Genomic DNA, 20,937 nt, shown 5'->3' with positions numbered 1-20,937 from the left:
GCCGGGGGCGCCGCCGAGCTGATCGGGACCGGCGGCAACGGCGGCAACGGCGGTTTCGGCGGCTATTCCACGGGCAGCTCCGGTGCCGGCGGCATCGCGTTGGTGTTGGGCGTGAACGGGCTGAACGGGTTGCCGTAGCCGGTGCGCCCGGGACTCGACGCCCTTGTCGAGGTGGTGATTCGGCGCGCTACCGGCCCCCGCCCCGTGGCCTCCCAACGCGTTGGTTGACAATCGAGGCAATTACCCACGTCAAAGGAGACACCACCATGGCTGAAGCCGTCATCGTCGAGGCCGTCCGCTCACCGCTCGGGAAGCGCAACGGGGGCCTGTCGGGTGTGCACCCGGCCGACCTGTCCGCGCAGGTCCTCAACGGGCTGGTCGACAAGGCCGGGATCGACCCGGGAATCGTCGACGACGTCATCTGGGGCTGTGTCATGCAGGCCGGTGAACAGGCCCTCGACATCGGCCGCACCGCACTGCTGGCCGCCGGCTGGCCCGAAACGGTGCCGGGCGTGACCGTCGACCGGCAGTGCGGGTCGAGCCAGCAGTCCATCCACTTCGCCGCCGCGGGTGTGGTCGCGGGTCACTACGACGTCGTCGTCGCCGGCGGTGTCGAGTCGATGTCGCGCACGCCGATGGGCTCCTCGCTGGCCGGCGGCGGCAACCCGTACCCGCAGGCCTTCAAGGACCGCTACCACAAGACGCCGAACCAGGGTCTCGGTGCCGAGATGATCGCCGAGCAGTGGGGCTTCGACCGACTCGCGCTCGACGAATTCTCGCTGGGGTCCCACGAAAAGGCCGCCGCGGCACAGGATTCGGGCGCGTTCGACGACCAGATCGTCGGCATCAAGGATCAGGACGGCAACGTCGTGCTCAAGGACGAGGGCATCCGCCGCGGCACCCCGATGGAAAAGATGGCGTCGCTGAAGCCGGCATTCAAGGAGGACGGGCTGATCCACGCCGGGAACTCCTCGCAGATCACCGACGGCTCGGCCGCACTCCTGTTCATGTCGGCCGAGAAGGCCAAGGAACTGGGCCTCACGCCGATCGCCAAGGTGCACACCGCGGTACTGGCCGGCGCCGACCCGGTGATCATGCTGACCGCGCCCATCCCGGCGACGCAGAAGGCGCTCAAAAAGTCCGGCCTCTCGATCGGCGACATCGGGGCCTACGAGGTCAACGAGGCGTTCGCGCCGGTTCCGTTGGCGTGGCTGAAAGACATTGGGGCCGACGAGAAGAAGCTCAACCCCAACGGCGGCGCCATCGCGCTGGGCCACCCACTGGGCGGTTCGGGTGCACGACTGATGACCACGCTGCTCTACCACATGCGCGACAAGGGAATCCGTTACGGCCTGCAGACGATGTGCGAGGGCGGTGGCCAGGCCAACGCCACCATCGTCGAACTCCTGTGACCCGACCCGACGACGGTCAGCCCGGAGCGCTCGTCGAGCTTCGCGGCAACGTGATGGTCATTACCATCAACCGGCCGGAGGCCCGCAACGCGGTGAACGCCGCCGTCAGCATCGGCGTCGGGGACGCGCTGGAGCGGGCGCAGCACGATCCGGGCGTGCGGGCGGTGGTCATCACCGGCGCCGGCGACAAGTCGTTTTGCGCCGGCGCCGACCTCAAGGCGATCTCGCGGCGGGAGAACCTGTATCACCCCGATCACGGCGAGTGGGGCTTCGCCGGCTACGTGCACCACTTCATCGACAAGCCCACGATCGCCGCGGTCAACGGCACCGCGCTGGGCGGCGGCACCGAGCTGGCGCTGGCCAGTGACCTGGTGGTCGCCGACGAGCGTGCCACCTTTGGCTTGCCGGAGGTCAAACGCGGGCTGATCGCCGCGGCCGGCGGCGTCTTCCGGATCGTCGACCACCTGCCCCGCAAGGTGGCGATGGAGCTGCTGTTCACCGGCGAGCCGATCACCGCGTCCGACGCCCTCGACTGGGGCCTGATCAACCGGGTCGTCGGTCCGGGGGAGGTGCTGGACGCCGCGCTGGCCCTGGCCGCCCGCGTTACGGTCAACGCGCCGCTGTCGGTGCAGGCCAGCAAGCGCATCGCCTACGGGGTCGACGACGGCGTCATCGTGGGCGACGAGCCGGGCTGGGAGCGCACCGTGCGCGAAATGCGTTCGCTGATNCTCGCCGGTCAGCGCGTCTTCGTAGCCGGCCGCGTCGCCGACCAGCAGCACCCGCCCCGCCACGCGTCGGGAGACGACCTGACGCAGGGGGCCGCAGCCGCGGGCGTGACCGCGCTCGGCGCCTTTCAGGTGCTCGGCCAGCCACGGGAACCAGGCCAGGTCGGGGCGCCCGCCGGACAGGATCGCCACGCCGACCAGATCGGGTTCCACCGGTGTCACGTATGCCTCGCCCCAGCGGGACCAGTGCACCTCGACGAACTCCGACCAGACCGGCACCTTGAAGTGCCACCGCACGCCATGGCGGCGCGGTGTTCCGGCGGTGGCCTTGATGCCGACCGCGCGCCGCACCGCCGAGTGCAGCCCGTCGGCCCCCACCAACCACTTTGCGCGCACCCCCGCGGCCGTCACGCCGTGCGCGTCCTGCTCGACGGTGGTCACCCGGGCCCGAATCCACTCGGTGTCTTGCTCTTTGGCCCGCCCCGCCAGCGCGGCGTGCAGCGTGGTGCGCCGCACCCCGCGGCCCGGCCCGCCGCGAAACAGCGCCTCGGCCCGGCGATGCTCGCTCACATACGCGATCCCGCGAAAGGGCATGCCGGCCGGGTCCACGCCGAGCGACGTCAGCTCGGCCAAACCCCCCGGCATCAGCCCCTCACCGCACGCCTTGTCGATGGGGCCCTCCCGCGGTTCGGCCACGATCACCGAAAGCCCAAGCCGCCGAGCGTGTAACGCCGTCGCGAGGCCCCCGGGACCACCCCCGACGATGAGCAGATCGGTGTCGTAGGTCATGACGTGTAGCCCAGGGCGGAGTTCTCCACGTGCAGGCGCACGCCCAGCAGCATCGCGTTGGCCAGCGTGAAGATGGCCGCGGTCAGCCACGCCGTGTGCACCAACGGCAGCGCGAACCCCTCGGCCACCACGGCAACGTAGTTGGGATGGTGCAGCCACCGGTAGGGGCCCTCCCGCACCAACGGCGCGTTCGGCAGCACGATCACCCGGGTGTTCCACCGGTGCCCCAGCGTGGTGATGCACCACCAGCGCAGCACCTGGCTCAGCGCCGCGATGGCCAGCATGGGCCAGCCCAGCCACGGGATGAACGGCCGGTGCAGTGCCCACGGCTCGATGATGCAGCCGAGCAGCAGCGCGGTATGCAAGACGACCATCACCGGGTAATGAGAGTGGCCAAATTCCTTGGCGCCCTGGGCAAAAGACCATTGCGCGTTGCGCTTGGACACCACCAGCTCCGCCAACCTTTCGATGGCGACGGCAAGGATCAGCAGGTAATACATAGAGTTATCCGGCCCTACCAGCGCAGCAGGACGAATTCGGCGGAGAAGCCCGGTCCCATCGCGATCATCAGCCCGATCGAACCCGGCGACGGTGGGTCGGCCATGGTGGCGTGCAGTATATCAAGTACCGAAACCGACGAGAGGTTTCCGTTGTTGCGCAACGAGTTTCTGGTGACCTCGAGCGCGTCCGGTGGCAGCTCCAACACGTCTTCGACCGCGTCGATCACCTTCGGGCCGGCGGCGTGCAGCAACCACGTCGCGACGTCCGTGGTGGCCAGCCCGTGGTCGGCCAGGAACGTGCGGACGTCGTCGCCCAGGAATTTCTCGACGATGGTCGAGATCTCGACGGACAGGACGATCCCGAACCCGTTGCTGCCGATGTTCCAGCCCAGCACGTCCTCGGTGTCGGGGTAGGTCCGGCTGCGGGTGGCCAGCACCTTCGGCCCGACGGCGTCCCGGGCGGCTCCGGTCGCGACGACGACCCCGGCGCCGTCCCCAAACAGGCTGGAAGCGACCAGATTTGGGATCGAATTGTCCTGCCGCTGGACGGTCAGCGAGCACAGCTCGACCGCCAGCAGCGCCGCCACCTCGTTGGGGAACGCGCGCAGATAGTCGTGCACGCGGGCCATGCCGGCCGCGCCGGCCACGCAACCCAGGCCGAACAACGGGATACGTTTGACGTCCTGGCGCAGCCCGATCCGCGTCGCCAGCCGCGCCTCCAGCGACGGCACCGACAACCCGGTGACCGTCGTCGAGAAAATGGCGTCGACGTCCGACGGCTCGAGCTTCGCCTGGTCAAGCGCGGCGAGCATCGCCTGCTCGGCCAGGTCGAGGGCGATTTCGATGTAGGCGTCGTTCGCCTCGGTGAAGCCGCTCAGCTTGCCGTACCGCGACAGCGGCAGCGCGGTGTTCCTGAACTCCACCCCGCTGCTGAGCGCAAAACGCCGGAACTCCGGACCGGCGAAGTCGGTCAGCGCCCCGATGGTTTCGTCCTGCGTGTAGCGGTTGGGTGGGAATGTGACGGCCACGCCCGCGACGGACGGGCCTGCTGTTGATTTTTCGGTACGCACGCGCGTAGCAGCGCCCCCGGTGATTTCCTCCATGCCGGGGGTTACGGTGCGGACGCCGCATCGGTTCAAAAGTCTGGCTAGTGTCGGGGTATGCGGATCTTGGTCACCGGCGCCACCGGCTATGTCGGATCGCGCCTGGTCACTGCGCTGCTGGGGGAGGGGCATCAGGTCGTGACGGCCACCCGAAACCCGGAGCGCCTCAAGCGTTTCGGTTGGTTCGACGATNCGGGCCGCCCGGGCCATCACCCCGCGCGTCGCCCGGCCCACCCTGCGGTTGGTCAACAGCGTCCCCGGCCCGCTCGCCGGCGCGCTGCGCACCGGCCTCGACATGCTGTTCGCGTTGAACGCCAAGGTGCGTCCGGCATGAGCCAGTCGACCGCGCCGTACCGCGCCACCGCCTTCTCCGAGTTGCGCCGCGCGATCACCAATGTGGCTGTGCCGCATAACGAGCCGCCCCGCATGGTGCGGCGCCGGCGCGTCGTCGTCGCCATCACGCTGGTGATCGGCGCGGTGGTGCTGGGCTTTTCGCTGCGCTGTCATCCGGGTGAGTCGAGCTTCTACTGGCTGACCCTTTTGCTGGCGGCGGTATGGGTCGCCGGCGGATTCGTCTCGGGCCCGCTGCACCTGGGCGGCATCTGTTGGCGCGGCCGCAACCAGCGCCCGGTCATCACCGGGACGACCGTCGGCCTGCTGCTCGGCGGAGTGTTCATCGTGGGCGGGCTGATCGCCCGGGAGATACCGCCCGTAGCGGAGTTGATCACGCGGGTGCTGCTCTACGCCCACCACGGGTGGTATCCGGTGATCGTGGTGATCACCCTCGTCAACGGCGTCGCCGAGGAGATCTTCTTCCGTGGCGCGCTCTACACCGCCCTCGGGCGGTACCACCCGGTGCTCATCTCGACGCTGCTGTACACCTGCGCGACCCTGGCCAGCGGCAACCCGATGCTGGGATTCGCCGCGATCATTCTCGGGACGGTGTGCGCGCTGGAGCGGCGGGCCAGCGGCGGGGTGCTGGCGCCGGTGCTCACCCACCTGGTGTGGGGGCTGATCATGGTGCTCGCACTGCCTCCGTTGTTCGGCGTCTGACCGGTCACGCCGCGTCGCGGGCCAGGGCGTGCAGCGCGGCGGTGAGCACGGGCCGCAGCGCGACCCAGTACAACCGCCCGGGAAGGCCGCGCGGCACAAAGGTCGCCCGCTGCGTGTATCGGGCGCCCCCGCCGTCCCGCGGCGCGACGTCGATCTCGAGCCAGCCCTGACCCACCGAGCTCGGCCCGGAGCGCAGTCGCAGCGCGCTGCCGGGTTCCCGCTCCTCGACGACCCAGCCCCCGAAGAGGCGGCTTCGGGCGACCCCGGCCTCGGCCGCCCGCCACACGTCGCCGGGTCGCGCGGCGGTCTCGGCGGTGCGCACGTCGGTGTGGATGATCTCGCCGGCCCAGTGCGGGTCACTGGGCAGCGGTTCGGCGGGGTCCGACCCCAGCGAGGCCCAGGTGGCGGGCTCGAGTCCGCGCGTCCCGCGGTCGAGCGCCAATTCGACGGCGCGGCGGTAGCCCGTCAGGCCGCCCGCCGGCGGCTCGATGATGCTGTCGATGTCCGAATTGCGCATCACCGCATCGCATTCCAGCGATTCGATCAGCGGGCGGGCCAGCCCGGGCGGGATCGGCGTGACGGCCCCGATCCACAGGCTGGCGATTGTCGGGGTCAGGAACGGCAGCACGACCAGGTAGCGCCTCCCGAGGCCCGCCACCTCGGCGTACACGCGCATCATGTCGCCGTACTCCAGGACGTCGGGCCCGCCGATATCCCACGTCCGCGACTTCGGCACCGGCGCCGTCGCTGCGGCGACGAGGTAATGGAGCACGTCGCGTACCGCGATCGGCTGAATCTTGTTGTGCACCCACTTCGGCGTGGTCATCAGGGGCAGCCGGTCGGTGAGGTGGCGGATCAGCTCGAAGGACGCGGAACCCGACCCGATGACCACCCCGGCCTGCAGCACCACCGTCTCGATGCCGGAGTCGATGAGGGCCTCGCCGACGGCCGCGCGCGATTCGAGGTGCTCGGACAGCTTGGTGCCCTCGGGATGCAGCCCGCTCAGGTACACGACGCGTCGCACCCCGGTACGGCGCGCGGCGGTCACCACGTTGCGCACGGCGCGGTCCTCCTCGGCGGCGAAGTCCTTGGCGGCGCCCATTGAGTGGACCAGGTAGTAGACGACGTCGATACCGTCGAACGCCGCGGCCAGCGACTCGACGTCGCCGAGGTCGCCGCGCGCCACCTCCGCCCGCTCGCGCCACGGCACGTCGGCCAGCTTGTCCGGGTTGCGCGCCAGGGCGCGAACGGCGTGGCCCTCGTCGAGCAGTCGGGGCACCAGTCGGGCACCGATGTAGCCGGTCGCCCCGGTGACCAGGCAGCGCACCATCGCCCCTCCGTTCCTCGCTGTTAATTCGGATCCAACGTGAGGAAGGATTGCCGGTTCCGTGCGGGAGTAAGCCCTTTCAGCGATCGGTGAAGTGGGCGGCGCGGCGCTCCTGGAACGCCGTCGTGCCCTCCTTGAAGTCGTGGGACACCAGCAGCCGCGACTGCCCTTCGTATTCGCGCTGCAGGGCCGGATCCAACTCGGCGAGCGTGGCCGCGTTGATCGCCTGTTTGGTCTTGGCGAACGCGACCGCCGGGCCCGCCAACAACCGTGCGATCACCTTGTCCACCTCGGCCTCGAAGTCGTCCGCCGGATAGACCGCGCTGACCAGCCCCCAGGACAGGGCCTCGCTCGCCGGCAACCGCTCGGGCAGCAGCGCCATCCGCATCGCCCGGATCCGGCCGACCGCGGCCGCGATCAACGCCGACGCGCCGCCGTCGGGCATCAAGCCGATCTTGGTGAAGGCGAGCATGAAAAACGCTTTGTCGGAAGTCAATACGACATCACAGGCCAGGGCGATGGAAACGCCCACGCCGGCCGCCGGTCCCTGAACCACCGCGACCACCGGGTGCGGCACCGCNTCCGACCCCAGCGAGGCCCAGGTGGCGGGCTCGAGTCCGCGCGTCCCGCGGTCGAGCGCCAATTCGACGGCGCGGCGGTAGCCCGTCAGGCCGCCCGCCGGCGGCTCGATGATGCTGTCGATGTCCGAATTGCGCATCACCGCATCGCATTCCAGCGATTCGATCAGCGGGCGGGCCAGCCCGGGCGGGATCGGCGTGACGGCCCCGATCCACAGGCTGGCGATTGTCGGGGTCAGGAACGGCAGCACGACCAGGTAGCGCCTCCCGAGGCCCGCCACCTCGGCGTACACGCGCATCATGTCGCCGTACTCCAGGACGTCGGGCCCGCCGATATCCCACGTCCGCGACTTCGGCACCGGCGCCGTCGCTGCGGCGACGAGGTAATGGAGCACGTCGCGTACCGCGATCGGCTGAATCTTGTTGTGCACCCACTTCGGCGTGGTCATCAGGGGCAGCCGGTCGGTGAGGTGGCGGATCAGCTCGAAGGACGCGGAACCCGACCCGATGACCACCCCGGCCTGCAGCACCACCGTCTCGATGCCGGAGTCGATGAGGGCCTCGCCGACGGCCGCGCGCGATTCGAGGTGCTCGGACAGCTTGGTGCCCTCGGGATGCAGCCCGCTCAGGTACACGACGCGTCGCACCCCGGTACGGCGCGCGGCGGTCACCACGTTGCGCACGGCGCGGTCCTCCTCGGCGGCGAAGTCCTTGGCGGCGCCCATTGAGTGGACCAGGTAGTAGACGACGTCGATACCGTCGAACGCCGCGGCCAGCGACTCGACGTCGCCGAGGTCGCCGCGCGCCACCTCCGCCCGCTCGCGCCACGGCACGTCGGCCAGCTTGTCCGGGTTGCGCGCCAGGGCGCGAACGGCGTGGCCCTCGTCGAGCAGTCGGGGCACCAGTCGGGCACCGATGTAGCCGGTCGCCCCGGTGACCAGGCAGCGCACCATCGCCCCTCCGTTCCTCGCTGTTAATTCGGATCCAACGTGAGGAAGGATTGCCGGTTCCGTGCGGGAGTAAGCCCTTTCAGCGATCGGTGAAGTGGGCGGCGCGGCGCTCCTGGAACGCCGTCGTGCCCTCCTTGAAGTCGTGGGACACCAGCAGCCGCGACTGCCCTTCGTATTCGCGCTGCAGGGCCGGATCCAACTCGGCGAGCGTGGCCGCGTTGATCGCCTGTTTGGTCTTGGCGAACGCGACCGCCGGGCCCGCCAACAACCGTGCGATCACCTTGTCCACCTCGGCCTCGAAGTCGTCCGCCGGATAGACCGCGCTGACCAGCCCCCAGGACAGGGCCTCGCTCGCCGGCAACCGCTCGGGCAGCAGCGCCATCCGCATCGCCCGGATCCGGCCGACCGCGGCCGCGATCAACGCCGACGCGCCGCCGTCGGGCATCAAGCCGATCTTGGTGAAGGCGAGCATGAAAAACGCTTTGTCGGAAGTCAATACGACATCACAGGCCAGGGCGATGGAAACGCCCACGCCGGCCGCCGGTCCCTGAACCACCGCGACCACCGGGTGCGGCACCGCGGCGATGGCCCGCACCAGCCGGTTGATCTCCAAGACGATTTCGTCCGGCGGGACCCCGCCGCTGCCGGCCATGTCGTCGGCGCTGATGCCCGCTCCGGAGCTGAAGCCGCGGCCCGCGCCGCCCAGTCGCACCACCCTGACCGCGGGGTCGGTGGCCGCGCGTTCCAGCGCGTCGGCGATCCCGGTGATCACCGGGATCGTCAGGGAGTTCAGGCTGTCGGGGCGGTCGATGGTCACCGACAGCACGCCGTCGGTCAGCGTGACGTCGAGACCAGCAACCGGTGCGAGCGTGGCGATTCCAGAATCCGGCATGCGCCTCAGACTAGGTGACCGGGCTGCGCGGCCGTCGAGCGCGGCTGAGAAGATGCCAACGACGTCAAAGCAGACGAAGGGGCAACATCATGGCGGGACCGCTGCAAGGACTGCGCGTAGTCGAGCTGGCCGGCATCGGGCCGGGCCCACACGCCGCGATGATCCTGGGCGATCTGGGCGCCGATGTGGTGCGCATCGACCGGCCCTCGAAGGGGCCCAGTGGTGTCGCTAAGGATGCCATGAGCCGCAACCGCCGCATCGTGACCGCCGACCTCAAGTCCGACGAGGGCCGCGAACTCGTGCTCAAGCTCGTCGCGAAGGCCGACGTGTTGATCGAGGGCTACCGACCCGGCGTCACCGAGCGGCTCGGCCTGGGCCCCGAGGACTGCTCGAAGGTCAACGATCGGCTGGTCTACGCCCGGATGACCGGCTGGGGTCAGACCGGCCCGCGCAGCCAGCAGGCGGGCCACGACATCAACTACATCTCGCTGAACGGGATCCTGCACGCCATCGGGCGGGCGAACGAGCGGCCGGTGCCGCCGCTGAACCTGGTCGGTGATTTCGGCGGCGGCTCGATGTTCCTGCTGGTCGGCATCCTGTCCGCGCTGTGGGAACGACAGAGCTCCGGCGAGGGTCAGGTCATCGACGCCGCGATGGTCGACGGTTCCAGCGTGCTGATCCAGATGATGTGGCAGATGCGCGCCTCGGGGATGTGGAGCGACGTGCGCGGCACCAACATGCTCGACGGCGGCGCGCCCTACTACGACACCTACGAGTGCGCCGACGGCCGCTACGTCGCCGTCGGCGCCATCGAGCCCCAGTTCTACGCGGCCATGCTGGCCGGGCTGGGCCTGGACGGTGCCGACCTGCCGGCCCAGAACGACGTCACCCGGTGGCCCGAGCTGCGGGCGGTCCTTTCCGAGAAGTTCGCCGGCCACGACCGCGACCACTGGGCGAAGGTGTTCGCCGACTCAGACGCCTGCGTGACGCCGGTGCTGGCCTTCGGCGAGGTGCAGACCGAGCCGCACATCACCGAGCGCGACACCTTCTACGAGGTGGACGGGGCCCTGCAGCCGTTGCCCGCGCCGCGGTTCTCCAGGACCGCGGCGGGCACGCCGCGCCCGGCCGCGCCGGCTACCGCCATCGAAGCGGTGCTCGAGGACTGGGTATAGTCCCCAACCAACTGGTTGGCTGGACGTGAGGGAAGGACTCGTATGGAGATCAAAGACGCCGTCGCCGTCGTCACCGGGGGAGCGTCGGGCCTGGGCCTGGCCACCACCAAGCGGCTGCTCGACGCCGGGGCGCAGGTCGTGGTGATCGACCTCCGCGGCGAAGAGGCGGTCCGCGAGCTCGGCGACCGGGCGCGCTTCGCACAGGCCGACGTCACCGACGAGGCCGCGGTCGCCGCCGCGCTCGACGTGGCCGAGTCGCTGGGCCCGCTGCGCATCAACGTCAACTGCGCCGGCATCGGCAACGCCATCAAGACGCTGTCCAAGGACGGCCCGTTCCCGCTGGACGGGTTCAAGAAGGTGGTGGGGGTCAACCTGATCGGCACGTTCAACGTGCTGCGGCTGGCCGCCGAGCGCATCGCCAAGACCGAGCCGCTGGGTGAGGAGCGCGGCGTCATCATCAACACCGCCTCGGTCGCCGCGTTCGACGGCCAGATCGGCCAGGCCGCCTACTCGGCGTCCAAGGGCGGAGTCGTCGGCATGACGCTACCGATCGCACGCGACCTGGCGCGCGAGCTCATCCGGGTGGTGACGATCGCGCCGGGCTTGTTCAAGACCCCGCTGCTGGGTTCGTTGCCCGAGGAGGCGCAGAAGTCACTGGGCAAGCAGGTTCCGCACCCGGCCCGGCTGGGTGACCCCGACGAGTACGGCGCCCTTGCCGTCCACATCATCGAGAACCCGATGCTCAACGGCGAGGTCATCCGGCTCGACGGCGCCATCCGCATGGCCCCCCGCTAGTTCCGATCGTGGCGACCCGTCCCAAACGAAAGCCCCCCGCGGTGAGCGGGGGGCTTTCGTTCGTAAGCAAGACCAGTGGCTATCGACGGAACCATCGACTGACGGCGGGTTCGGCCATGAGGAGCCGCGCTAACACGCTCATGTCGGTCAGCTCGCCGTCTGCAGCGGGTGCCAGTCTTCGAGCTGCTCCGAGGTTTCGCCTTCCACCAGCATGTCGCCGTGGTAGAGGGCGTCGAAGTCAGCCTTGATGACGTCTGCGCTCGAGTCGTCGATCCACATGACACTGAGCGTATGGGCCGCCCTTAAGGATTCTTTGAGTCACGATTCGGAAAATGGTGGCAATTTACCCGCGGGTAGGTTTCCGGCGGGTAGTGCGCGCCTTGGCCCCCTGAGCGGCTTGGATGCGGGCCATTTTTCTTGCGGCCTCTCGGGGCCGCACGGGTTTGAACCATCCGGCCGCGCCGAACCGTACTAATGGGTAGTGTTGTTTTACACCTGTCAGTTATCGCTGATAAGTTACCGCGCATAGGGGGCGGGCCAGTGTGGCCGGCACGGCGGTGGGGAGGACCGGGGAACATGCTGCAAGCGATCGCTCGACTCGCCATCGCCGCACCACGGAGAATCATCGCGATCGCGGTTCTGGTCTTCATCGGCGCGGCGATCTTCGGCATCCCCGTGGCCAAGAGCCTCTCTCCCGGGGGCTTCCATGATCCGAACTCCGAATCGGCCCACGCCATCGGAATCCTGACCGACAAGTTCGGACAGAGCGGTCAGCAGATGCTGATCATGGTGGCGTCGCCCGCGGGCGCCAAGAGCGAACAGGCGCGCAGGGTGGGCACCGACCTCGCCCGCGATGTGCAGGGATCGCCGTTGGTGTACAACGTGACCTCGGCCTGGACCGCGCCGCCGCAGGCCGCCGCCGACCTGTTCAGCAAGGACGGCAAGTCGGGGTTGATCGTGATCAACCTCAAGGGCGGCGAAAACTACGCGCAGAACAACGCCCAAACCCTGGCGGACCAATTCGTCCACGACCGCGACGGCGTCACCGTCCGCGCCGGCGGCCCGGCGATGCAGTACGCCCAGATCAACAAGCAGAACCAGGACGACCTGGTGGTCATGGAGATGATCGCGCTCCCGCTGAGCTTCTTGGTGCTGATCTGGGTGTTCGGCGGGCTGCTGGCGGCCGCGCTGCCGATGGGTCTCGGGGCGCTGGCCGTCGTCGGCTCGATGACGGTGTTACGGCTCATCACCTTCACCACCGACGTATCGATCTTCGCGCTGAACCTGAGCACCGCCCTCGGCCTGGCGCTGGCCATCGACTACACGCTGCTCATCGTCAGCCGCTACCGCGACGAGTTGGCCGAGGGCAGCGACCCGCATGCGGCGCTGATCCGGACCATGGCCACCTCGGGCCGCACGGTGCTGTTCTCCGCCGTGACCGTGGCGTTGTCGATGGTGGCCACGGTGGCGTTCCCGATGTACTTCCTGAAGTCGTTCGCCTACGCCGGCGTGGCCACCGTCGCATTCGTCGCCATCGCGTCCATCGTGGTGACCCCGGCCGCGATCGTGCTGTTGGGTCCCCGGCTGGACTCGCTGGACGTGCGCCGGCTGATCCGCCACGCCCTGCGCCGGCCGGACCCGCTGCACAGGCCGGTCGAGGAGTGGTTCTGGTACCGGTCAAGCAAGTTCGTGATGCGCCGCTGGGCACCGATCGGCCTGGCCGTCATGGCGCTGCTGCTGCTGCTCGGGCTGCCGTTCTTCTCGGTCAAGTGGGGTTTCCCGGACGACCGGGTGCTGCCGACGTCGGCGTCGTCACATCAGGTCGGCGACGAGCTGCGCACCGGTTTCGCGCACGACTCGGCGACCGCCGTTCCCGTCGTCGTCCCCGACGTTCGCGGATTGAGCCCGGCGGCGTTGGACAGCTACGCCGCCGACCTGTCGCGGGTCCCCGACGTATCGGCCGTGTCGGCACCAGGCGGGACGTTCGTCGGCGGAAACAAGGTGGGACCACCGGCCGCGGCCACCGGGCTGGCCGACGGCAGCGCCTTTTTGACCGTGAGCAGCAATGCGCCGCTGTTTACGCAGGCCAACGACACTCAGCTCAGGCGGTTGCACGAGGTGCCCGGTCCCGGCGGCCGATCGGTTGAGATGGGCGGCGTCGCGCAGGTCAACCGGGACAGCGTCGACGCGGTGACGGACCGGCTGCCGCTGGTGCTGGGTCTGATGGCCGCGGTGACGTTCGTCCTGCTGTTCCTGCTCACCGGCAGCGTGGTGCTGCCGCTGAAGGCGCTGATGTGCAACGTGCTCTCGCTGAGCGCGGCGTTCGGGGCGCTGGTGTGGATTTTCCAGGACGGCCACCTCGGCGCGCTCGGCACGACGCCGAGCGGGACCCTGGTGGCCAACATGCCGGTGCTGTTGTTCTGCATCGCCTTCGGACTGTCGATGGACTACGAGGTGTTCCTGATCTCCCGGATCCGGGAGTACTGGCTGGAGTACCGACCGGAAAAGCCGATCGCGAAAGAGGCGCATGCCGCCAACGACGAAGCGGTGGCGCACGGCGTCGCCCGCACCGGACGGGTGATCACCGCGGCGGCGTTGGTGATGTCGATGTCGTTCGCCGCGCTGATCGCCGCGCACGTGTCGTTCATGCGGATGTTCGGCCTGGGCCTGGTGCTTGCGGTGTTCGCGGACGCGACCCTGGTACGGATGGTCCTGGTGCCGGCGTTCATGCACGTGATGGGTCGCTGGAACTGGTGGGCGCCAAAGCCTTTGGTGTGGCTGCACGAGCGGTTCGGCATCAGCGAGGCGCCCTCCGAGATTGCCGTGCACGCGGAGCCGGGCGCGGAGCCGGTGCAGCACAACGGGCGCCCGGTCAGGGAGTCGGTGACCAACATTGGTTGACATGTCGGTCGAGGGTCTGCGTCGGGCCAGGGCTCCTCGTGGTTCCGGAGAGCGGCTCCACGACGAGATATTGTCGGCGGCCACCGAGCTGCTGTTGGAAACGGGCCACGCCCGGTCGGTGTCGATTCGTTCGGTGGCTCAGCGCGTCGGCGTCACGCCGCCGTCGATCTATCTGCATTTCACCGACAAGGACGCCCTGTTGGACGCGGTATGTGCGCGCTACTTCGAAAAGCTGGACCCCGAAATGCGCCGGCTCGCCGGCGAGCACACCTCGCCGGTTGAGGTGCTGCGCGCCCAGGGGCTGGCCTATATCCGGTTCGCGGTCGCGACCCCGGCGTTGTACCGGATCGCCACGATGGGCGAGTGGCGCTCCGGAAGCAGCGTCGATGCGACGCTGAACGGCTCGGCGTTCAAGCACATCCGCGCCACCGTGCAGAGGCTGATGGATGACGGTACCTACCGCCCCGGCGACCCCACCATCGTGGCCTTGGAGCTCTGGAGCGCGCTGCACGGGGTGGCGGCCATGCTGATCGCCAAGCCACACTTGCCGTTCGGCGATGCCGAGGCATTCGCGGACCGGGTGCTGTCGTCTGTATTCTGCGGGCAACTGGTGATGGGGTACTGCGGTCGGGACGCCACACCTCAGAGGTTGGCGGCATGGGTCGCGACGCATCGGCCGCAGGAAGGCGCTCGGATATGACGCAGGTAGTGGAGTCCACGATCGACCATCCGTTCTTCGCGCGCGTTTGGCCGGTCGTCGCCGCCCACGAGGCGCCGGCGGTGCGGGCCCTGCGCCGCGAGAACGTGGCCGGCCTGTCGGGCCGCGTGCTGGAAATCGGGGCGGGCGCCGGGACGAACTTCGCCAACTATCCATCGTCGGTCGAGAAGGTGATCGCGGTCGAGCCGGAGCCGAGGCTGGCCGTCCATGCCCGCGCCGCGGCGGCCGCGGCGCCGGTGCCGGTCGAGGTCATCGCGCAGACCGCGGAGGCGTTCAGCGACGAGGAGCCGTTTGACGTCGTGGTGTGCTCGCTGGTGCTGTGCTCGGTGCGCCACCCGGCCGGCGTGCTGCAGCGGATCTATTCGTTGCTGCGGCCGGGCGGGGAGCTGCGCTTCCTCGAGCATGTGGCCAGCGCCGGCGGGCGGGGACGCGTGCAGCGGTTCGCCGATGCGACGTTGTGGCCGAGGCTGTTCGGCAACTGCCACACCCACCGCGACACCGAGCGCGCCATCATCGACGCGGGGTTCCAGATGGACACGTCGCGGCGGGAGTGGACGTTGCCCGTGTGGGCGCCGTTGCCGGTGTCGGAACTGGCGCTGGGCCGGGCGCGCCGGCCCTAGGTTTTCCGCGCCGAGACTGCGCCCAGCGCTTGCCTCGGCGGGCAAACCGCGATCTCTGCGCAGGCTCGGCGAAGGTCTACTTCAGCAGCGCGGGCAACCGCTGCAGCAGCTCGGGCAGCGCCTGGCTGGCACCCTCGCGGATGCTGATCGTTGCGCTCCGCGTCAGCGGCGTCGGCTCGGGGTTGACCTCGACGACGACGGTGCCGCGGGACAACGCCAGGTCCGGCAGGCCGGCCGCCGGGTAGACGATCGCCGAGGTACCCACCACGACCATCACGTCGGCGGACTGCGTCGCCTCGACCGCGCGCTGCCACGGCTCATCGGGCAGCGCCTCGCCGAACCACACGATGTCGGGCCGGATCAGCCCGCCGCAGTGGCACACCGGGGGTTCGACCTCTAGCGCCGGCTCGGCCATTCGGGGAAGCGGCCCGGTGTATCCCATATCGCAACGGTCGCAACGGAATTCAAAGAGGCTTCCGTGCAGGTGGTGCACGGGGCTGCTCCCCGCGCGCTCGTGCAGGTCGTCGACGTTCTGGGTGACGACGGTGACCTCGGCATGGTCCTGCCAGGCGGCGATCGCGCGGTGCCCGGCGTTGGGTTCGACGTCGGCGACCAGGTAGTGACGCCACAGATACCAGCCCCAGACCCGTTCGGGGTTCTTGTGCCACCCTTGCGTGCTGGACAGCTCGTAGGGATCGAAGCGGGCCCACAGTCCGTTCTTGTCGTCACGGAATGTGGGCACTCCGCTTTCCGCGGAGATCCCCGCGCCGCTGAGCACAGTTACTCGCATCCCACAAAGATAGTCGCGGTTGGGACATACTGAAGACGTGGAGCTGCGGGATTGGCTGAAGGTCGATGTCAAGGCGGGCAAACCCCTGTTCGACCAGCTCAGGACCCAGGTCATCGACGGGGTCCGGGCCGGCGCGTTGCCGCCCGGTTCCCGCCTCCCGACGGTGCGTGACCTGGCGGGTCAGCTGGGCGTCGCGGCAAACACCGTCGCCCGCGCCTATCGCGAGCTCGAGTCCGCGGCGATCGTCGAAACGCGCGGGCGCTTCGGCACTTTCATCTCCCGCTTCGATCCCACCGATGCGGCGATGGCCGCCGCCGCCAAGGAGTACGTCGACGTGGCCAAGGCGTTGGGGCTGACCAAGTCCGACGCGATGCGCTATCTGACCAACGTGCCCGACGACTGAGCGCCGTTGGCGCGCCGCGTGTTAGCGCAACACCTTGGCCAGGGTGCGCAGGTTGCGGGTCGTCGTCGAGGATTTGTAGCGCGCCTTACCCATCGTCTTGCCGATGGTGCTGTCCAGGGTGCTGCCATGGGGAACCTGCCAATAGACGACGCCGTCACCGCGGGAGATCTTCTCGTCGGCGCCCGCGCCCTTGTCCAGGGCAGCGAGCTCGTCCAGCACTGCGGCATCGGCGACGAAGGTGACATAGGACTGGTAGCCGTCGACCTCGCGCTCGAACGGGTAGGCCTCGACGACGGCACGGACCGTCTCGAGGTCGTACACCAGCACCCACGCGTCGTAGCCGAACCTCCCGCGCAGCGCGGCCTCGGCCTTCTTGCGCACCTCAGTGACCCCAGCCGCCGTGGCCGACGATTCCAGCAGCACGTTGCCGCTGGCCAAGATCGTGCGGACATTGGCGAACCCGGCCTCGGTCAACGCGCTCGCGACCTCGGCCATCTTGAGGTTGACGCCGCCGACGTTGACGCCGCGCAGGAACGCCGCGTATGTGGTCATTCCCCGATTCCACCACGACGTAGGCTTTCTCCCATGGGACGCCAAGTCTTCGACGACAAACTGTTGGCCGTGATCAGTGGGAACTCCCTCGGGGTGCTGGCCACCATCAAGCGCGACGGGCGGCCACAGCTGTCGAACGTGAGCTATCACTTCGACCCGCGCGAGCTGGTAGTGCGGGTGTCGATCACGGAGCCCCGGGCCAAGACCCGCAACCTGCGCCGCGACCCGCGGGCCTCGATCCTGGTCGACGCCGACGACGGATGGTCGTATGCCGTCGCCGAGGGCACCGCGGAACTGACCCCGCCGGCCGCCGCCCCCGGCGATGACACCGTCGAGGCGCTGATTGCCTTGTATCGCAACATCGCCGGTGAGCATCCGGACTGGGACGACTACCGGCAGGCGATGGTCACCGACCGGCGGGTGGTGATGACGCTTCGGATCTCGCACGTCTACGGCATGCCGCCGGGGAAGCGGTAAAAACCACAAGCCAGGCGCGGCAGGGCAGGCTAGGCTGCCGGTATGGCCGAATCGAATCCCCAGCACGAGGACGACACGAAGCGCAAGTTCCGTGAGGCCCTCGACCGCAAGAAGGCCAAGTCGGCGGGCTTATCCGATCACAAGGACGGCGGCGACAAGCACTCGCGCGCCCACGGCCCGGTGGAGAGCCGCCGCGAATTCCGCCGCAAGAGCGGCTGATTCGGCGGTAATCGGCGCGGGGACATTCGTGCGGCGGTGACTGATGGTGGTGGAATATGCCTCCGGGAATAGCAGGTAGCGGGCGGTTTCCGCCGATGCGTCCTCGATGCTCAACCCGACAGAATCCCACTCTCAAGCCTTGGGCGGCGCGAACAGGCCGATCGATGGGTCGGCTTGGCCTGGTTTGCCGCGCAGGCTTCCTCGGGTGCTGGGGTGCCCGAAGTTCACCTGGGATGGGTCGTTTTGGTAGGCCCAGTCCGCAACGATGGTGCGTCGACTGAACTTCCAGCGGCTGTCGTGTTTGGTGTACTCGTCCAGGTACCGGCCGCCGATGAGGACATCCGAGTCGTGGTCGGTGCCGGCGAAGGTGTGAAACACCAGGCAGTAGATCTCACCGCGGGCGGTGTCGCCGTCGATCACAAAGTTCGTCGTGGTGATGTTGTGTTGGGAGACAAGCACATACGGTTCCGCGGCCCGTAGCTGCGCGATGAACTCTTCGACGCCGCCCGTCGAGAACGAGCCGTGCGCGTCGGTCGCGTCGGGGTGGTAGAGGTTCCGGAGCGCCGCATAGTCGGCGCGGTCGACGGCGCGGCAATAGGCGGTGACGAGCTGATGCAGTTCGTCGCGGGCGAGCATCAGTGTCAATTTGGCTTCGTCGACCACCGCGCCACGATAACCCGGCGTTGCGGGTGGCCGGTGTCCAACCGAGGGATCCCGGTCGTAGGGTGTTCAGCGGAAGGAAGGTCGTTGACAGTGAAACTTTGCCTCGCTCAAGACCCGGCCGCCGACGCGCTGCTGGACGACGACCCGTTCGCGTTGCTCGTCGGGATGCTGCTTGACCAGCAGGTCCCGTTCGAGACGGCCTTCGCCGGTCCGAAGAAGATCGCGGACCGGATGGGCGGCCTGGACGCCGCACAGATCGCCGAATACGACCCGGACAAGTTCGCCGCGTTGTGCTCGGAAAGGCCTGCGGTGCATCGCTTCCCGGGATCGATGGCCAAACGCATCCAGGCACTGGCGCAGATCATCGTGGACCGCTATGACGCCGACGCGGCCGGGTTGTGGACGGCCGATGCGCCCGACGGGCACGAGCTGCTGCGGCGGCTGAAGGGGCTGCCCGGTTTCGGCGAGCAGAAGGCGAAGATCTTCCTGGCGCTGCTCGGCAAGCAGTACGGCGTGACGCCGACGGGCTGGCGCGAGGCGGCCGGGGACTTCGGCAAGGCCGGAACCCACCTGTCCGTCGCCGACATCGTCGACGCGCAGTCCCTCGGGAAGGTCCGGTCGTACAAAAAGCAGATGAAAGCAGCAGCGAAGGGAAAGGCGGCACCGTGAAGACACACATAACGTGTCCGTGTGGCGAGGCCATCGTGGGCAAGGACGAGGACGAACTGGTCGAGCTGACCCAGGCTCACCTCGCCACTGTCCACCCGGGCCTCGAGTACGACCGCGACGCCATCCTGTTCATGGCGTACTAGCTAGCCGCCTTGCGCGTCCGACAGCTGACGCAGGACGCGCAGGAACACGCGACGGTCATCGGCCGATAGCTTCCCGAGCCAGCGCTCTTCGCCGCGCTGAATGTCTTGCTGCGCGGCACCTTTCGCGGTCCGGCCCGCCGCGGTCAGCGCGAGCAGCCGCACCCGGCGGTCTTCGGGGTCGGGGCGGCGCTCGATATAGCCCCGCCTTTGTAGCTCGTCGAGTGTGGGGATGATGCGGGTCTTGTCGGCGCCGACGGTCTCCGCGAGCGCGGCCTGACTGCGTACCGGCGAACGATCGAGCGCATTCAGCACGACGTAGCCCCACATCGACAATCCATACGCTTTCAGCACGGGAATCTCGGCGGCGATCATCTCCCGAACCAGCGGCCCCATCATCGCGGCGAGATCGGGACGTCGTGTTGTCGGTGCCATGGTCGAAGCGTAGCGGTTGACAGATAATATGCGTCCGCATATCGTAGGCCAATGCGTACTATTACGGATGTCCGTTCCTTCCACCGGACCGCCGTGCAGGCGTCCGTCGACGTCGTCGCGGCGGTGACCCGTGACGATCTGCGCCGGCCGACGCCCTGCGCAGGCTGGAACCTGCTCGACCTGCTCGCCCACATGACCGTGCAACATCATGGGTTCGCCGCGGCCGCTCGTGGGGGCGGGGACAGCCCGACCGTCTGGGCGCCGGACCGCGTGGCCGACGCCGTAGCGGCCGATCCCGCCGGCGCCTACGCCGCGGCCGCCGCCGACGTGCTCGATGCGTTCGCCGTCGACGGGGTGCTCGACGCGACGTTTTCCTTACCCGAGTTCGGCGCCGGGGCGAGTTTCCCCGGTGCGGTCGCGATCGGCTTCCATTTCGTCGATTACGTGGTGCACGGCTGGGATGTCGCCCGCAGCGTCGGCGCCAAATTCGCGCTGCCGGACGACGTTCTCGCCGCCGCGCTACCCCTGGCGTTCGTCGTTCCGGATGGCGACTACCGCACCACGGACGGCGCACCGTTCGGGCCGGCCGTGGCCGCGCCCGGCAGCGCAACCGACCTCGACCGCATTCTCAGCCACCTCGGCCGCACGCCCGACTGGAAACCCTGAATCGGGTCACCGCCTACGGCACCACCGTCGAGCCGATGGTGGGCATGAACTGGCACTGCTTTTCCTTGGTGGTGACCTGTCCGAAGATCGTCGACATGATGCTGCCCGAGCCGGTGTCCACGATCGCCGTCAGCGTCGTCGGGCCGTCCCCGTTGATGTCGGTGCGCGGCTTGAGGGTGACCGTTCCGGACTTGCCGGTGGTCAGGTTCACCCAGGTGACGTTGAGCGGCAGCTTCTGCACCTCGGCGGGCCCCGGCGTGCCGACCGCGGTGAACACATAGGCGGTCTGGCCGGGCCCGGGCCCCGGCGTCGGGATCTTGGCGGGCCCCGCCACCGACAGGGCGGTCGCGATCGCACTACTGCCGTCCGCAAGGCAATTGGTGCCGAT

The 20,937-nt window shown here is 68.8% G+C and carries 23 protein-coding genes and 5 pseudogenes; 15 read left to right on the top strand and 13 right to left on the bottom strand.

Going from position 1 to position 20,937, the window contains the following annotated elements:
* Nucleotides 1-266 precede the first annotated feature (266 nt).
* Together BN4348_RS48635 and BN4348_RS48630 are read left to right on the top strand one after the other, a co-directional pair.
* Nucleotides 267-1,412: a thiolase family protein gene (locus BN4348_RS48635; protein ID WP_066914954.1), complete on the top strand. Its 1,146-nt coding sequence runs from the start codon at nt 267-269 to the stop codon at nt 1,410-1,412.
* A 53-nt stretch (nt 1,413-1,465) separates the two neighbouring features.
* Nucleotides 1,466-2,137 (top strand): annotated as a pseudogene (locus BN4348_RS48630) (enoyl-CoA hydratase-related protein); the annotation flags it as partial.
* A gap of 3 nt (nt 2,138-2,140) precedes the next feature.
* Here the strand turns inward: BN4348_RS48630 and BN4348_RS48625 are convergent.
* The 3 genes and pseudogenes from BN4348_RS48625 to BN4348_RS48615 all read right to left on the bottom strand — a co-directional run.
* Nucleotides 2,141-2,926: pseudogene (locus BN4348_RS48625) on the bottom strand (NAD(P)/FAD-dependent oxidoreductase); the annotation flags it as partial.
* Complete coding sequence (locus tag BN4348_RS48620; RefSeq protein ID WP_066914951.1) at nt 2,923-3,426, bottom strand: isoprenylcysteine carboxyl methyltransferase family protein; 504 nt, start codon at nt 3,424-3,426, stop codon at nt 2,923-2,925. The gene BN4348_RS48620 and the pseudogene BN4348_RS48625, both read right to left, overlap by 4 nt.
* Before the next feature lie 14 nt (nt 3,427-3,440).
* Complete coding sequence (locus tag BN4348_RS48615) at nt 3,441-4,529, bottom strand: type III polyketide synthase (protein WP_066914949.1); 1,089 nt, start codon at nt 4,527-4,529, stop codon at nt 3,441-3,443.
* A gap of 57 nt (nt 4,530-4,586) precedes the next feature.
* Here BN4348_RS48615 and BN4348_RS48610 point away from each other — a divergent pair.
* Together BN4348_RS48610 and BN4348_RS48605 are read left to right on the top strand one after the other, a co-directional pair.
* A pseudogene (locus tag BN4348_RS48610) lies at nt 4,587-4,721 on the top strand (NAD-dependent epimerase/dehydratase family protein); the annotation flags it as partial.
* 138 nt (nt 4,722-4,859) lie between these two features.
* Nucleotides 4,860-5,582 carry a CPBP family intramembrane glutamic endopeptidase gene (locus tag BN4348_RS48605; protein WP_066914947.1) on the top strand — a complete coding sequence of 241 codons (723 nt, stop codon included), beginning with the start codon at nt 4,860-4,862 and terminating at the stop codon, nt 5,580-5,582.
* Between the two features lie 4 nt (nt 5,583-5,586).
* On the opposite strand, the gene BN4348_RS48600 is transcribed toward BN4348_RS48605, so the two are convergent.
* From BN4348_RS48600 to BN4348_RS48590, 4 genes and pseudogenes are all read right to left on the bottom strand, one after another.
* Nucleotides 5,587-6,912, bottom strand: a complete 1,326-nt coding sequence (locus tag BN4348_RS48600) for a DUF2867 domain-containing protein (RefSeq protein WP_066914945.1) — start codon at nt 6,910-6,912, stop codon at nt 5,587-5,589.
* Between the two features lie 76 nt (nt 6,913-6,988).
* Nucleotides 6,989-7,477 (bottom strand): annotated as a pseudogene (locus BN4348_RS63145) (enoyl-CoA hydratase-related protein); the annotation flags it as partial.
* Between the two features lie 15 nt (nt 7,478-7,492).
* A pseudogene (locus tag BN4348_RS48595) lies at nt 7,493-8,440 on the bottom strand (NAD(P)H-binding protein); the annotation flags it as partial.
* 76 nt (nt 8,441-8,516) lie between these two features.
* Complete coding sequence (locus BN4348_RS48590; protein ID WP_066914943.1) at nt 8,517-9,329, bottom strand: enoyl-CoA hydratase; 813 nt, start codon at nt 9,327-9,329, stop codon at nt 8,517-8,519.
* Between the two features lie 89 nt (nt 9,330-9,418).
* On the opposite strand from BN4348_RS48590, the gene BN4348_RS48585 reads away from it, so the two are divergent.
* Together BN4348_RS48585 and BN4348_RS48580 are read left to right on the top strand one after the other, a co-directional pair.
* Nucleotides 9,419-10,501 carry a CaiB/BaiF CoA transferase family protein gene (locus BN4348_RS48585; RefSeq protein ID WP_066914941.1) on the top strand — a complete coding sequence of 361 codons (1,083 nt, stop codon included), beginning with the start codon at nt 9,419-9,421 and terminating at the stop codon, nt 10,499-10,501.
* Between the two features lie 42 nt (nt 10,502-10,543).
* Nucleotides 10,544-11,296: a 3-hydroxyacyl-CoA dehydrogenase gene (locus BN4348_RS48580; protein ID WP_066914939.1), complete on the top strand. Its 753-nt coding sequence runs from the start codon at nt 10,544-10,546 to the stop codon at nt 11,294-11,296.
* Between the two features lie 147 nt (nt 11,297-11,443).
* On the opposite strand, the gene BN4348_RS62210 is transcribed toward BN4348_RS48580, so the two are convergent.
* On the bottom strand, nt 11,444-11,575 hold the full coding sequence (locus BN4348_RS62210; protein WP_255361745.1) for a hypothetical protein: 132 nt from the start codon (nt 11,573-11,575) through the stop codon (nt 11,444-11,446).
* A 297-nt stretch (nt 11,576-11,872) separates the two neighbouring features.
* Between BN4348_RS62210 and BN4348_RS48575 the strand changes: the two genes are divergently transcribed.
* Genes BN4348_RS48575 through BN4348_RS48565 form a run of 3 tightly spaced genes read left to right on the top strand, consistent with a single transcriptional unit; the run spans nt 11,873 to nt 15,535 of the window.
* Entirely contained in the window at nt 11,873-14,197 is a 2,325-nt protein-coding gene (locus tag BN4348_RS48575) for an MMPL family transporter (RefSeq protein ID WP_066914938.1), read from the top strand.
* A 1-nt stretch (nt 14,198) separates the two neighbouring features.
* Nucleotides 14,199-14,897 (top strand): TetR/AcrR family transcriptional regulator, encoded by a 699-nt coding sequence (locus tag BN4348_RS48570; RefSeq protein WP_066914936.1) that lies wholly within the window; start codon nt 14,199-14,201, stop codon nt 14,895-14,897.
* Nucleotides 14,894-15,535 carry a class I SAM-dependent methyltransferase gene (locus BN4348_RS48565; protein WP_066914934.1) on the top strand — a complete coding sequence of 214 codons (642 nt, stop codon included), beginning with the start codon at nt 14,894-14,896 and terminating at the stop codon, nt 15,533-15,535. Before BN4348_RS48570 ends, BN4348_RS48565 begins: the two co-directional genes overlap by 4 nt.
* Before the next feature lie 76 nt (nt 15,536-15,611).
* On the opposite strand, the gene BN4348_RS48560 is transcribed toward BN4348_RS48565, so the two are convergent.
* Entirely contained in the window at nt 15,612-16,325 is a 714-nt protein-coding gene (locus tag BN4348_RS48560) for an NAD-dependent deacylase (RefSeq protein WP_066914932.1), read from the bottom strand.
* Nucleotides 16,326-16,362: 37 nt separating this feature from the next.
* Here BN4348_RS48560 and BN4348_RS48555 point away from each other — a divergent pair, with 37 nt between their 5' ends.
* Nucleotides 16,363-16,728 (top strand): GntR family transcriptional regulator, encoded by a 366-nt coding sequence (locus BN4348_RS48555; RefSeq protein ID WP_066914931.1) that lies wholly within the window; start codon nt 16,363-16,365, stop codon nt 16,726-16,728.
* Nucleotides 16,729-16,749: 21 nt separating this feature from the next.
* On the opposite strand, the gene BN4348_RS48550 is transcribed toward BN4348_RS48555, so the two are convergent.
* Nucleotides 16,750-17,280, bottom strand: coding sequence for a DUF1697 domain-containing protein (locus BN4348_RS48550; RefSeq protein ID WP_066914927.1), 531 nt, complete (start codon nt 17,278-17,280; stop codon nt 16,750-16,752).
* 33 nt (nt 17,281-17,313) lie between these two features.
* On the opposite strand from BN4348_RS48550, the gene BN4348_RS48545 reads away from it, so the two are divergent.
* Nucleotides 17,314-17,757, top strand: a complete 444-nt coding sequence (locus BN4348_RS48545; protein ID WP_066914925.1) for a PPOX class F420-dependent oxidoreductase — start codon at nt 17,314-17,316, stop codon at nt 17,755-17,757.
* Between the two features lie 42 nt (nt 17,758-17,799).
* Nucleotides 17,800-17,976 (top strand): DUF5302 domain-containing protein, encoded by a 177-nt coding sequence (locus BN4348_RS48540; protein ID WP_096866183.1) that lies wholly within the window; start codon nt 17,800-17,802, stop codon nt 17,974-17,976.
* 132 nt (nt 17,977-18,108) lie between these two features.
* On the opposite strand, the gene BN4348_RS48535 is transcribed toward BN4348_RS48540, so the two are convergent.
* Nucleotides 18,109-18,612, bottom strand: a complete 504-nt coding sequence (locus BN4348_RS48535; protein WP_066915014.1) for a nuclear transport factor 2 family protein — start codon at nt 18,610-18,612, stop codon at nt 18,109-18,111.
* Nucleotides 18,613-18,729: 117 nt separating this feature from the next.
* Between BN4348_RS48535 and BN4348_RS48530 the strand changes: the two genes are divergently transcribed.
* Nucleotides 18,730-19,308: an HhH-GPD-type base excision DNA repair protein gene (locus tag BN4348_RS48530; protein WP_066914923.1), complete on the top strand. Its 579-nt coding sequence runs from the start codon at nt 18,730-18,732 to the stop codon at nt 19,306-19,308.
* Nucleotides 19,305-19,451, top strand: a complete 147-nt coding sequence (locus tag BN4348_RS48525) for a DUF1059 domain-containing protein (protein WP_084454315.1) — start codon at nt 19,305-19,307, stop codon at nt 19,449-19,451. The genes BN4348_RS48530 and BN4348_RS48525 overlap by 4 nt, the downstream gene beginning before the upstream one ends.
* Here BN4348_RS48525 and BN4348_RS48520 read toward each other — a convergent pair whose 3' ends face one another.
* Nucleotides 19,452-19,883 (bottom strand): MarR family winged helix-turn-helix transcriptional regulator, encoded by a 432-nt coding sequence (locus BN4348_RS48520; RefSeq protein ID WP_066914921.1) that lies wholly within the window; start codon nt 19,881-19,883, stop codon nt 19,452-19,454. It abuts the gene before it with no gap.
* 51 nt (nt 19,884-19,934) lie between these two features.
* Here BN4348_RS48520 and BN4348_RS48515 point away from each other — a divergent pair, with 51 nt between their 5' ends.
* Complete coding sequence (locus BN4348_RS48515) at nt 19,935-20,549, top strand: TIGR03086 family metal-binding protein (protein WP_066914919.1); 615 nt, start codon at nt 19,935-19,937, stop codon at nt 20,547-20,549.
* Nucleotides 20,550-20,562: 13 nt separating this feature from the next.
* Here the strand turns inward: BN4348_RS48515 and BN4348_RS48510 are convergent, their stop codons facing one another.
* Nucleotides 20,563-20,883, bottom strand: coding sequence for an Rv1157c family protein (locus BN4348_RS48510; protein ID WP_407937907.1), 321 nt, complete (start codon nt 20,881-20,883; stop codon nt 20,563-20,565).
* Between the last annotated feature and the right edge of the window lie 54 nt (nt 20,884-20,937).

Source organism: Mycobacterium interjectum (assembly GCF_900078675.2).
GTDB classification, from domain to species: Bacteria; Actinomycetota; Actinomycetes; order Mycobacteriales; family Mycobacteriaceae; genus Mycobacterium; species Mycobacterium interjectum.
This window is presented reverse-complemented; position numbering and strand designations above follow the sequence as displayed.